Consider the following 12,309-nt stretch of genomic DNA (forward strand, 5'->3'; position numbering starts at 1 on the left):
CGCAAGACCACCTGCTACATGTGCGCCTGCCGCTGCGGCATCAACGTGCACATGAAAGACGGCAAAGTGGCGTACATCGAGGGCAATCGCGACCACCCGGTCAACAAAGGGGTGCTCTGTGCCAAAGGCTCCGCTGGCATCATGCAGGTCAACGCGCCGTCACGACTCAAAAAACCGCTCAAACGGGTCGGCCCGCGTGGCTCGGGGGAATATGAGGAAATCAGCTGGGAAGAGGCAATCAGCACCGCCGTGGGCTGGCTCACCGAGTTGCACGAAACCGCGCCACACAAATTGGCCTTCTTCACCGGCCGCGACCAATCCCAAAGTTTCACCAGCTTCTGGGCGCAACACTTCGGCACGCCAAACTATGCCGCGCACGGTGGCTTCTGCTCGGTCAACATGGCCGCCGCAGGCATCTACACCATGGGCGGCGCTTTTTGGGAATTTGGCCAACCGGATTGGGATCACACCAAACTCTTCATGATCTTTGGTGTGGCTGAAGATCACGACAGCAACCCGATCAAAGCGGGCATTGGAAAAATCAAAGCCAATGGGGCAAAAGTCATCGGCGTGAACCCCGTCCGCTCAGGCTACAACGCTGTGGCCGATGAATGGGTTGGCATCACGCCGGGCACCGATGGGCTCTTCATCCTCGCGCTGATCCACGAGTTGATGAAGGCAGGCAAGATCGACCTGCACTACCTCGCGCAGTACACCAATGCCGCCGTGTTGGTGGACGCCAAAACCGGCCTCCTGCTGCGCGACGACGATGGCAAACAGCTGGTGATTGACCGCAAGACCGGTAAGCCCGCGCCGTTTGACCAAAAAGGCGTGCGCCCAGATCTCTCCGCCACCCACCGCCAGGCTGGCACAACCCACCGCACCGTGATGCACCTGATGGCCGAGAAATATCTCGATCCACAATACGCGCCGGAAAACGTCGCAGAGAAAACCGGCATCTCCGCGCAGAAAATCAAAACCATCGCCGCAGAGCTCGCCCGCGTCGCCTTTGACGAAGCCTTTGAGCTGGATCAGGAATGGACCGATTTCCGCGGCGAAACCCACAAAACCATGACAGGCCGCCCGGTCAGCTTCCACGCAATGCGTGGCATCTCCGCCCACTCCAACGGCTTCCAGACCTGCCGCGCCCTACATGTGCTGCAAATCCTGCTGGGCACGGTCGAAGTCCCCGGCGGCTTCCGGTTTAAGCCGCCCTACCCCAAGCCGGTTGAGGCACATCCAACGCCACACGGCGTCGGTCGCCCCGGCAAACCGCTTGCCGGTCCGCACCTCGGTTTCCCCCGAGGCCCCGAAGACCTGCAAATTGCCGAAGATGGCACCGCCTGTCGCATCGACAAAGCTTTCACATGGGAAAATCCCATGTCCGTGCACGGCCTGATGCATATGGTGATCTCCAACGCTCACGCCCAAGATCCGTACCCCATCGACACGCTGTTCATGTACATGGCCAACATGTCCTGGAACTCCAGCATGAACACCTCCGGTGTGATCAAGATGCTGACCGACCGCAATGACGAAGGCGGCTACCGCATCCCGCGCATCATCTACTCCGATGCCTACAGCTCAGAAATGGTGGCCTACGCCGACCTTATTCTGCCGGACACCACCTATCTGGAGCGCCACGACTGTATCTCTCTGCTGGATCGTCCAATCTGCGAAGCTGACGGTGCCGCGGATGCCATCCGCTGGCCCGTGGTGGAGCCAGATCGCGACGTGCGCGGCTTTCAATCGGTGCTGATTGAGCTTGGCGCCCGCATTGGCCTGCCCGGTTTTCTTAACGAGGACGGCACGCCAAAATGGAAAGATTACGCTGACTACATCGTGAACCACGAACGCCGCCCCGGCGTCGGCCCCCTGGCAGGGTTCCGCGGGGAAGATGGCGACCAATTTGGACGTGGCACGGTGAACCCGGAACAATTGGACAAATACATCGAGAACGGCGGCTTCGCGATTGAACACGTGCCAGACGCCGCGCGCTACATGAAGCCTTGGAACCAAGATTACCAAGACTGGGCGGTGAAAATCGGCCTGTTTGATGCGCCGCAGCCTTTCTTGTTCCAACTCTATGTAGAACCCATGCGCAAATTCCAGCGCGCCGCCGAAGGTCACGGAGATATCCAACCGCCGGATCATTTGCGCGACCGCCTCAAGCAGGTCATGGACCCGCTGCCCATCTGGTATGCGCCGCTGGAAGACAGCAGTGTCGATCCGGATGAGTTTGACGTGCACGCCCTCACCCAACGGCCGATGGCGATGTATCACAGCTGGGGCACCCAAAATGCCTGGCTGCGTCAGCTGCACGGTGAGAACCCGCTTTATCTCCCAACCAAGCTTTGGGAAAAACACGGCTTCACCGAAGGCGACTGGGCGCGTGTGACGTCAGTTCATGGCGAGATCACTGTGCCAGTGGCCCATCAGGCCGCGCTCAACGAGAACACCGTCTGGACCTGGAACGCCATTGGCAAACGCAAAGGCGCTTGGGCTTTGTCCGAAGACGCGCCGGAGAGCAACAAAGGCTTCCTGCTCAATCACCTGATCCATGAGCTGCTACCGCCCAAAGGCGACGGCCTTCGTTGGGCCAATTCAGACCCGATCACGGGGCAAGCCGCATGGTTTGATCTGCGCGTGAAGATCGAGAAGGCCGAGGCCCAAAGCGAAAGCCAACCAGCCCTTGATCCCATCAAGTCACCGGTCCCTCAGGGTCCGGATCATCTGGAATGGAAGGTGGGTAAATGAGACACCAAAACCTCAAAATACGCACCTCCGCGATACAGTCGCAATACAGACGCAATACCGACGGGGCAAAATGACCGATTTACCCACCAAAACCGACCGCACCCTCGGCCTTGTGATTGATCTGGACACCTGCGTCGGCTGCCACGCCTGTGTGATCTCCTGCAAAGGCTGGAACACCGAAAACTACGGTGCGCCTCTGTCAGATCAACGTCCCTATGGCACCGAGCCCATGGGCACGTTTTTGAACCGCGTACACAGCTATGAGGTCCAGCCAGAGCAAGGTAATGCGCAAACCGTGCACTTTCCAAAGTCTTGTTTGCATTGCGAAAATGCCCCCTGCGTCACAGTTTGCCCCACTGGTGCAAGTTACAAGCGTGTTGAAGACGGGATTGTGCTGGTCAACGAAGACCACTGCATCGGCTGCGGCCTCTGCGCCTGGGCCTGCCCTTATGGTGCCCGCGAGTTGGACCAGGCCGAAGGCGTGATGAAGAAATGCACCCTCTGTGTGGACCGTATCTACAACGAAAACCTGCCCAAAGAGGACCAGATCCCCTCCTGCGTCCGCACCTGCCCCGCCGGCGCCAGACACTTTGGCGACCTGTCTGATCCAAATTCAGATGTCAGCCAACTTGTTGAATCCAGAGGCGGATTTGACCTCATGCCAGAAATGGGCACACTTCCTGTGAACAAATACCTCCCACCGCGTCTCAAAGATTCTTGGGATGATCAGAGCCTTCTGGCCCCGCTTCTGGAACCCGTCGCTGAGGAACCAAAAGGCTTCCTTGGCTGGCTCGATAACGCCCTCGACAAACTGCCCGGAGGGACCGCCTGATGCATCCAGCCCCATCTGTCATCGTCTTCTCGACCCTCTCAGGCCTCGGTTTCGGTCTGCTGTTCTGGCTTGGCATAGATGCCAATCCCCCAACCGGTCTTGCAGCTTTCATATTCTTTGCAATCGCTTTCGCGCTTGCAGTGGGTGGATTGCTTTCGTCCACCTTTCACCTAGGCCACCCCGAACGCGCCTGGCGCGCCCTCAGTCAATGGCGCAGCAGTTGGCTGTCCCGCGAAGGCGTCAGTGCCATCCTCGCCCTGCTCTGCATGGGCATCTACGCAATTGATCTTATCTTCCTGCAGATACACGCAACCGCCTTGGGCTTGATCGGCGCTGCTTTGTCGCTGTTCACGGTCTTCACAACTTCGATGATCTATGCCCAACTCGACACCGTGCCACGCTGGAAAACCCCTTTGACACCAGCACTTTACCTGAGCTTTTCTTTGGCTGGTGGTGCGCTACTTTCAGGTCGTGTAAACTTTGCAATCCTACTGTTGGTGATCGCCGCCATTTGCCAGTTTATCTGGTGGCAGCGCGGCGACGTGGCCCTGTCTGACAGCGGCACCGATCTCGGCACTGCCACTGGCTTGGGCGAGCGCGGCACCGTGCGCTCCATGGCGCATCCCCACACCGCACCGAACTATCTGGTGAAAGAGTTCATCTTCGTCATTGGCCGAAAACACGCACAAAAACTGCGCCGGATTGCCTTTGGCCTCACCTTTGTGCTGCCCATCATCTGCCTTCTGCTGCCGTTCAGCCACGTCTTGGCAATCATCGCAGTGTTCAGCCACATTGCAGGGGTTGCAACCTCGCGCTGGCTGTTCTTTGCAGAGGCCGAGCACGTCGTCGGCCTCTACTATGGTGCGCGCTGATTACCGCGCCTTCCCGCGCCAGGTGTCCAGCCAGGCGCGGAACCGCCCCCGCTTTTCTGCCAGATTGTCCCCGGCGGCTTCAAAGCTGTCGCCCATGTCCTCAAGCACCGGATCAATCCGTGCCTGACGGAACCGGCGCCAACGCACGTAAACCGCCCAAACAATTGCGAAAAACACCGTCAGGATCAGGATGTTCAACCACGGAATGAAACTTGCATCCGGGCTATCCACAGCTTTCACACCCACGGCATTTGGGTAAATCGACAGGAACTCGTTGCGCCAGCCATAGTGCTTCACCGCCACCCATTTCGGCGCATCCGAACTTGATTTCAAGTCACCTGCTTCAGCCTGAAGGTTGGCAGTATCAAACTTGAAATACGGCGGCCAACCTGCGCTGGTATCCTCGTTGCGATAGACCATCACGCGATCATTGGGCATCTTCGTCTCGATAAAGAACACGTCACGATTGACAGTTGTCTCGGCATTGCCCGCGTCGGATTTGGCCCAGAAAATCGAGTTCTCACCAAAATCGATCCGCTTTTCATAGGTATCTGTAACCCGCACCACATCATGCTGCGGCAGCGTGTAGTGAAAGAACGCCGCCACAAAAAGCCAGAACAGCGTCCAGAAACCCCATTTCACATAGACCATTCTTCGGTCCCCCTAGTGGAAATTCATAAAGTAGATCAAGGCGATCACGATGGTCACAGGGATGATATAGACACCCCAAATCAATTTGCGACGCAAAGAGCCGTCATAGTCCTGCAAACCATGTTCAATAAAGGCATCTCGATCGCCGGTCATGCCTTCGCGATCCCATTCTGCTTCCAGCTTGTCGCGGCGTTTGGAGCGCGAATACAGCGACAGACAAACATAGACAATGGTGAGCACCACAAAGCCCACAACCGACAATCTCGCCAATGCAAACATAGCCTACCTCCTCACCGTCCCGATTTGACTGCGCCCCATGGCCCAACCCGCGATATCATATCCTCAGATACCTTGCGCGTCACACGCGGCATCTCCAGCGGCGCGTCAAAGCCAAACAACGCCTCACGCGCGCCCGCTTTGTCGACCTGATACTCCCGCTCCAAGAAATCCGCCACAAAGCTCTTTTTGGTCTCCGACCAGCCTTGATAGAGATGATAGAACACCTCCTTGTGGCAAATAAACAGCTGCCGGATGTCCTTTGGCGCCAGTTCCGACAACAACATGTTCACCAGATCGCGCTGGTCCGTGTCTGTAGCCCGCAACGTGTAAAAATAAGCCGGATGATCGCTGGTGATCTTCGGCCACTTGCCGTCGCTCTCGGCCCAATCCACCATTTTGCGCAACTCATGGTATTCAGGCGGCAGCTGCTCCGCATGGTTTCGTGCCAAACGACGAATGTCACTGCGTGTAGCGCCTGTTAGATCGACACCCGCCTCTTGCGCGGCATCCACAACGATAAAATCCATTTTCTGGCGCAATATTGCTGTACCGTCCACGCCGCGCGCTTTCACAATTGGCTCTACCAGGTCGTTGTAGTCCAGAAACTTCGCAATCTGGTTTCGGTCCTTAAAATCAAACATGTATTTGATCGGCAACTTGCCCAGCTCGGCTTTGTCCCCCGCCGTGATCACGGCTGGATGTGACAGGCCACGGAACAGGTACACCCCACCAAAATGCGCCGTCCAATAATCCTGCTGATCGAACTCCATGTGCTTGAGCGTCACCGGATTGCGCGTCACATCGCCGGTGCGTTTGGCCAGGGTGATCATGTCGGCAATCAGCACATCATCAAACCAGCCGTCTTCTTCCTGCTTGAACCGATCCGCCAGTTGGCCGAGCTTTGCCGCATCGCGCAACGTGCCCTCAGTGGTGTCCGCCTCAATCGTGACCTTGCGAATGTCCATCAGCTTGCTTGGCTGGCTCACCGAAAACACCGAGTTCACCATTTCGCCCGCCACCGCATCCCGCGCAGTCAGGGCAAAGAGCTGTGGCTCGTTTTCCTCAATGAAATGCCGCAGAATATCGCGACTGGTGGAGAACTTGATGTTCAAAAGCGGTGCGGATTTCTGATCTGTGGTCAGCAGGATGAACTGCCGGTTGCAGCCCCCGTGGTTGAGGTAGAGATGATCGTTCAGCTCATCGCCGATCTCAGGGCTGTAGCCCGAAATATCGATGTGAAAATCGGTGAGAGTGGTGGTCTTACCGGTCAAATGTTTGAGCGCACGATTGTAGCGCTCCACCAGCACCGGCGAGGCCACCTCAATCAGATTGCCAAACATCAAGCCGCGTTGGATCAATCTATGCATTTTTCATCCTCGTCTAACCGTTTTTGTCTTCCCAATGCCAAAGCCAAGATTAGCGCTGGAACAAAGAAAACCGATATCATCTTCATCTGAAAAAGCGCGTACTTCCAAAATTGATGGACATCTGCGTAACCATCAAAGGTGTCAGTCAACGACGCAAAGCACAACGCAAGCACGATTCCGACTGCAAGAACAAGGACAGCTCCAACGCCAAGTTGCTTAAGCGCAGCGGGAAGAAATGACGTGTTCGATTTCATTGTCCGTCTAGAAGCTTCTTGCGCGTTACCACACATCGCGAACGCCAACGCAACACCTAAGAACAAAGGTAAAAACAAGGCGATCAGTCCGATCATAGGACACCTTCATTCAGCAATCTCATCCTCAACGCGGCCTTAAGCCGGGCCGCGCCCCGCTGCACCGACAGGTTCTCAAGCATCATCTTTACGCCGCCCCATAACCCGGCGACAAAACTGTACCGCGTCGCCCGTGATGGTCTTCACAACCGGAAAACTCAGCTTCAGCCACATCGCGCAAAACATTAAGACAACAACGATTGGCTCCGGTGTATGCCCCATGACCTTGTCCGCAAACACCAGCAATAGGCAGAGCAAGATGAGGCTTAAGACGGCGTCCAGAAAAAGCGTTCTGAGCCGAGTGCCAATCCCTTTGGAATACTGAGACGACATCCTCACCGCTCCCCCGCCGCAATATCCTGCCCCCGCCGCGCTTCCACGCCCTGCGCATGACCAAACCACACCAACCCCAAAATCGGCACCCAGACAATTGTTGTCATCGCGGCCAATCTCAGGTGCATTTGAAGCGGCGGTCCGGTGCGCCCGTCACTGCCAAACGCCAAGGCATGGGCGCCGCGCAAGTGAACAAGCAGCACCGACAGACAGCAGGCAACAGCAAACAGAACCAAAGCTGACAGCAAAATGCCCATAGCAACTTTGCCATGCGATCGTGTCTCCCGATCGACCAGCACACGCGGCAACAGCATCGCCAGAATAGCCAGAACCGCCAGCGGCGCACCCGTATTCCAAAACCCAACGCTGTCGATCACAAACACTAGGCTTTGCCCTCCAAATAGCGTCGCTTCGCCGCCTCGGACCGCTGCATGTCACGCACCATATTGGAGATCGCGACCTCATCGGATTTGTCGGCATAGCGGAACTCGCTGTCCGCATAGCGGTTGATTTCCTGCACCACCATGTCCGTGGTGATCGGCACCCGCAGCTCGCCAATCATTGCGGCCTTTGTGTCGTAGTCTTTCTGCAAGAACAGTTCCGGCTGCTCCATCCATTCATCTGGAAGTTCAAAATCCATCGCCCGCACCTTTACGGCGTCCGTGATGTTCTTGATCGCCCGTCCCGTGAAACGCGGATCGGCCTCTTGGATGGCCTTCAAATAGGTGCCCATCTTGGCAATGTTGTCCAGCTCGCCAACCTGTCCATGCACCTTATCAAAGACGTTAAGCAACCCCGGCTCATGGGGCCGCGAGTGGCTCTCAAAACTCGCCGCCACAGCTTTCTGAATGGCCTGCGCCTCAAACAGCGTGTGATCTCCCAACGCAATGTCGTGGTTCTTGCCCATCAACAGCGCAAGGATGTCGATGTAATCCTCTTGCGTTTGCGGCCCGTCCACCAGGAAACGGGCACCGGCCCGCTGGCGCAGCGCATCGTCTACGTTTTCCGGGTAATTGGAAAACATACCAAAGGTACAGTTCCCACGCACCACGGTATTGGCGCCCGCAAAGGCCTCCATAAAGACAGCCGTGACCTCTTGTTGGCCCGCCGAACTTTGTCGATCGCCACGTTTGCCGGCTATCTGATCGATGTCGTCAATCGTGCCAAAGCCAATCACTTGCGGATCAAGCACGTTTTGCACAAACGCCTTGGCGTTCTGCCCCGACTTGCCCTGATAGCTGTCGATATTATCGATGCCAAAGTTCTGATAGCGGAAGGCATAGCCCGCCACCTGACAATAGTCGTTGATCAGACCCGCCATCATCTGAATAAGCGTGGTTTTCCCGGTGCCCGGCGCGCCGTCGCCCATGAAGGTAAAGATAAACCCGCCCAGCTCCGCAAACGGATTGAGCCGCCGGTTAAAGTCATAAGCCATCAGCATCTTGGCCAGCTTCATCGCCTGATATTTGGCGATGTGGTTGCCCACAACTTCGTTGGGTTTTTTGAATTGCATGGTCAGCGTGCTGCCTTTGGCCGCCCGCGCAGGTGTAAACCCGTTGATGGTCAGCTCATCCGCTTCCACCTTCCAACTTGCGCCCACAAAGGCCCCCAGGTGCGGCGCGTTCTGTGCCCGCAACGTGACCTTCTCCATCAACTGCTCGGCAAAAGCACAGACACAGGCAACCAGCCGGTCCTCATCCGAAACCAGCGCAGCAATGTCCTGATCCAGCTCCCACAACGCGCCATGCAAAGCCAGCGACGCATTGTCGGTCAAAATCTCTTCTACTTCACCAACCTCAACCTGCGTCTCACCCAACAAGGGCGCCAATAGAAACGACGTCGCATTGGCAAAGACATAAGCAACTGCCAAAGCCTCCGCCGCCAAAAGCTCGGAAAACGTTGTTTTCTTATCTGCGCCCAGCGCGCCCGCCAAATTATCCCGCTTCAAATCCGCCAAACCGGACGCTTCGGCGAAGTTCTCTCCGACCGCCAAAGCAATCGCCAAGGCCCGCCGCATCCCGTGCAACACATTGGCCTGCACCGGCGACACCAGCGGGTCTTCCCCGCCCGCGCCTTCAATGCGCTCCACCAGATGCACACCTTCGGGCCGCGCGGTCGAGCGTGTCACCAACCCCGGCGTGGTGCTGCGAAACCGTCGCCGCGTGCCAATTCCACTGGAACGTTCTGGTGCCGCCACAGGGTCTTTCCCCTTGGCAATCCGCGGCGTGTGATCAAAGCCATCCAGCATTCCCACAGCCGCGTCATAATGCTTGCGAATATCCTCTTCGCGCAGCTCCATCTGATCACTTGTCAAGCTCATCTTAAAGTCCTCGCCAACACTATGAATTTCTCCGCTCAAAGGCGGCGCGATAGAGAATTTCCAACGCGTCGGTTTGTTCAATCAAATCACTGGGCTGAAGGGACAAACGATAAACTTGCCATTTTGAGTTATACTCAAGGGTATCAAAACCAGCCTCATCAACGAGTTCGTCAAACTCGTCGCTTCTCGGAAGCTTTATCTCCAAATTGAAACGCTGCTTCTTGGGTCTAAAGGTCACAAAATTGAAAGCCTGATTGTTTTTAACTAAGCCGATGTAGTGCTTGTTGAAATTCAACTGAAGCGAAGGCTCGAGCTTCTGAAGTTCCGACAGAACCTTATCGGCCAGCTTGACAATTTGGGGGGCCGACTTCTTTTCCCAATATTGGCGATCCGTAGGTGCCGAAAGTGCGTCCTCGTCGTCGTCAATCGGGCCCCTGGAAACAGCGACCAACACTTTCGTAAACAATAGCGAAATCTCGCCATCTATTTCAAAAGCAGACACTTGGATGGCTATTAATGGAATGGTTCCATTGAAAAGCGAGATCACGTTCAAAAACCGGCTGGTAACCTCTTCTGCGACGATCACGGCACAATGTTCAAATTGTGGATATCGTTTCCGCTCAATATCCCAGTACTCCACGGTTCTAATGATATGAGATTCATCTGTGGAACCGAGCTGGAGCTCTACCTCGTAACGTTGAGACCGTTCTCTATCTTCAAGCAGCAAGTCCAACCGACCTGCCCGCGGCTGTCGCCTTTCGCGATCTCGCACGGTCACTTCGCCTAGGCCCAATATGGCCGGATCATTAGCAATGATTTCTTGGAGCCATTGTTCTGAAAACTCAGGGTGATTTCTTAAATTCAATTTTTTTAAAGGTCGATATTTCATTTTTGTTTCCACACTAAAACACTGTTACCGTTGGCTTGGCTTGAAAGACCAAATCAATACCTCAGCACCCGCCCCTGCGGGCTCACCACATATTTCGTCACGCTGCCAAACCCCGGTGGGTTCAATTCCTCAAGCGCCTGAAACGGCCGTTGCGGCAGGATGATTGCGCGCTCCATGCTGGTCGCGCCGGTGTCGACACCTCGGCCAGAAAACGGATCCAGTGCAAACACCTCACGTTCCACCGTACCAAACCAGCCAGAGCGTTCATCCTGCACACGCTCGCTCACCAAATCCTCGGTGGTCCAGGCCAGTGTCCAATCCTCGCCGTCCGGCGCCCGTGCGGCCTCCAGAACTTCGCGGATGGGCCCGGTCTGCTTTGTGTAAGCGCTCGAATACATCGGACCGACATGAATGCGCCGCAAACGCTTGGGGTGCAGGTCGTCAAAACTCTCATCAAAGCCTTTGGCGATCGTCACCAGTTTCAGGCCCCCAACCGCCTGCCCCATCAGATGCGCTTGCACCTCCGGCCAGCGCCGCTCATCTTTGGGCAGCGCCCGTCGCCCGGTGTCCTCAAGATCCATGAGGTAGATCGTCGGCAAGTTCACTTGGCTGTCATACACCGCCCAATGCAGCAGATATTTGCGCCGCCGCTCCGACAGATTGCCCTGCCAGCGCACCTCTGGATGGTTCTGCGCCCAGAACAGCTCTCCCTTCAGCAACTCCTCATAATAAAGCCGCTGGCTCAGCGCGAATTGCAACTTGGTCGGGATCTCCTGATCGCCAATAATACCGCGCAGCATGTCATCCTTGAGCTGCTCTGCACTTGGCATATTGCGCAAATGGCTTTCGGCCTGCTGCGCATCATTGGCCATGACCAACAACTCGTTGAACACCGGAAAGCCACTCTCCACCGCGTCCATAGAAAGACTGCCAAAGAACTGCCCAGTTTGGCGGCCCACCAGCAGGTATTTCATGCTCAGCGCTTTGAACGTATAGCCAATCGACGCCAGATAGCGCGTGAGGATTTCCACCTCATTTTGTCCAATTGCACCTTCAGCCGCCCGCGCCGCCGCCACCTGCGTCAGATGCTCGGTGATGCGTTCAAATTTTTGGAAATACCGCCGCGACGCGCGAGTCTCCATCAGAGCGGTGTGGTCTTTGGTTGTGTCGTTCATTTTCCTCCTCCGGGACACGCAATGTCACGGGTCGCGCCCGACTCCGCCCCCCAGGGTGGGCGTGATTTTGCAAAGTCAGCCACGCTTCCACCCCGCAGGAATTGGGTCAATGGCTGCGCCAGCTCGACAGCCGCCCTCGTGCTCGGGCGCGCTCCAACGGTTTTAAGAATCTCAGCTTTCACCAGAACTCTTCCCTCGCTTCAAAATCCACCGCCTCACAAGACTGCTCACAAAAATTATCGCAACCGCAGCTCCGGCAAAAACGCCCCAACCGAGCATGTCATGCTCATACTCCGGGAAGCTTTGTGTTGGCTCGGCCAACCGCCACACCAGAAATCCGGCAAGAAACAGTACGGTGGCACTCGCTGTCCAGAGTTTGTCCGCGCGGCCCAAAAACAACGCCGCAATAGCATCCGCAACACACAGCGCAGATTTGCCTGCTGCGCGGGCAAAATTTCCTAGGTAGCTCTGCGACCGCTTCATC

The 12,309-nt window shown here is 56.3% G+C and carries 13 protein-coding genes; 3 read left to right on the forward strand and 10 right to left on the reverse strand.

Going from position 1 to position 12,309, the window contains the following annotated elements:
• The 3 genes from QZ517_RS02990 to QZ517_RS03000 all read left to right on the forward strand — a co-directional run.
• A partial coding sequence (locus tag QZ517_RS02990; RefSeq protein WP_294221860.1) for a molybdopterin oxidoreductase family protein occupies positions 1-2,757 on the forward strand: 2,757 nt, incomplete at its 5' end.
• Positions 2,758-2,827: 70 nt separating this feature from the next.
• Positions 2,828-3,589, forward strand: a complete 762-nt coding sequence (locus QZ517_RS02995) for a 4Fe-4S dicluster domain-containing protein (protein WP_294221862.1) — start codon at positions 2,828-2,830, stop codon at positions 3,587-3,589.
• The gene (locus QZ517_RS03000) at positions 3,589-4,461 is read left to right on the forward strand and encodes a DmsC/YnfH family molybdoenzyme membrane anchor subunit (protein ID WP_294221864.1); all 873 of its coding nucleotides are present in this window, start codon (positions 3,589-3,591) and stop codon (positions 4,459-4,461) included. Before QZ517_RS02995 ends, QZ517_RS03000 begins: the two co-directional genes overlap by 1 nt.
• Here the strand turns inward: QZ517_RS03000 and QZ517_RS03005 are convergent, their stop codons facing one another.
• The 10 genes from QZ517_RS03005 to QZ517_RS03050 form a co-directional block, all read right to left on the reverse strand.
• The gene (locus QZ517_RS03005) at positions 4,462-5,112 is read right to left on the reverse strand and encodes a DUF1523 family protein (RefSeq protein ID WP_294221867.1); all 651 of its coding nucleotides are present in this window, start codon (positions 5,110-5,112) and stop codon (positions 4,462-4,464) included.
• Positions 5,113-5,124: 12 nt separating this feature from the next.
• Complete coding sequence (locus QZ517_RS03010; protein WP_294221870.1) at positions 5,125-5,391, reverse strand: hypothetical protein; 267 nt, start codon at positions 5,389-5,391, stop codon at positions 5,125-5,127.
• A gap of 11 nt (positions 5,392-5,402) precedes the next feature.
• Positions 5,403-6,758 (reverse strand): DUF6638 family protein, encoded by a 1,356-nt coding sequence (locus tag QZ517_RS03015; RefSeq protein WP_294221873.1) that lies wholly within the window; start codon positions 6,756-6,758, stop codon positions 5,403-5,405.
• On the reverse strand, positions 6,746-7,108 hold the full coding sequence (locus QZ517_RS03020; RefSeq protein WP_294221876.1) for a hypothetical protein: 363 nt from the start codon (positions 7,106-7,108) through the stop codon (positions 6,746-6,748). The genes QZ517_RS03015 and QZ517_RS03020 overlap by 13 nt, the downstream gene beginning before the upstream one ends.
• 75 nt (positions 7,109-7,183) lie before the next feature.
• Positions 7,184-7,441 carry a hypothetical protein gene (locus QZ517_RS03025; RefSeq protein WP_294221879.1) on the reverse strand — a complete coding sequence of 86 codons (258 nt, stop codon included), beginning with the start codon at positions 7,439-7,441 and terminating at the stop codon, positions 7,184-7,186.
• A gap of 2 nt (positions 7,442-7,443) precedes the next feature.
• A complete protein-coding gene (locus QZ517_RS03030) occupies positions 7,444-7,824 on the reverse strand; it encodes a hypothetical protein (protein ID WP_294221881.1) in 381 nt (126 codons plus the stop codon).
• Entirely contained in the window at positions 7,824-9,761 is a 1,938-nt protein-coding gene (locus QZ517_RS03035) for an ATP-binding protein (RefSeq protein WP_294221884.1), read from the reverse strand. The genes QZ517_RS03030 and QZ517_RS03035 overlap by 1 nt, the downstream gene beginning before the upstream one ends.
• Before the next feature lie 19 nt (positions 9,762-9,780).
• On the reverse strand, positions 9,781-10,650 hold the full coding sequence (locus QZ517_RS03040) for a DUF5655 domain-containing protein (RefSeq protein ID WP_294221886.1): 870 nt from the start codon (positions 10,648-10,650) through the stop codon (positions 9,781-9,783).
• A gap of 53 nt (positions 10,651-10,703) precedes the next feature.
• Positions 10,704-11,825, reverse strand: coding sequence for a hypothetical protein (locus tag QZ517_RS03045; protein WP_294221889.1), 1,122 nt, complete (start codon positions 11,823-11,825; stop codon positions 10,704-10,706).
• A gap of 171 nt (positions 11,826-11,996) precedes the next feature.
• Positions 11,997-12,308: a hypothetical protein gene (locus tag QZ517_RS03050; RefSeq protein WP_294221892.1), complete on the reverse strand. Its 312-nt coding sequence runs from the start codon at positions 12,306-12,308 to the stop codon at positions 11,997-11,999.
• Position 12,309: the final 1 nt, after the last annotated feature.

The sequence above is a fragment of the uncultured Shimia sp. genome, from assembly GCF_913054185.1.
In the GTDB taxonomy this organism is placed as follows: Bacteria; Pseudomonadota; Alphaproteobacteria; order Rhodobacterales; family Rhodobacteraceae; genus Shimia.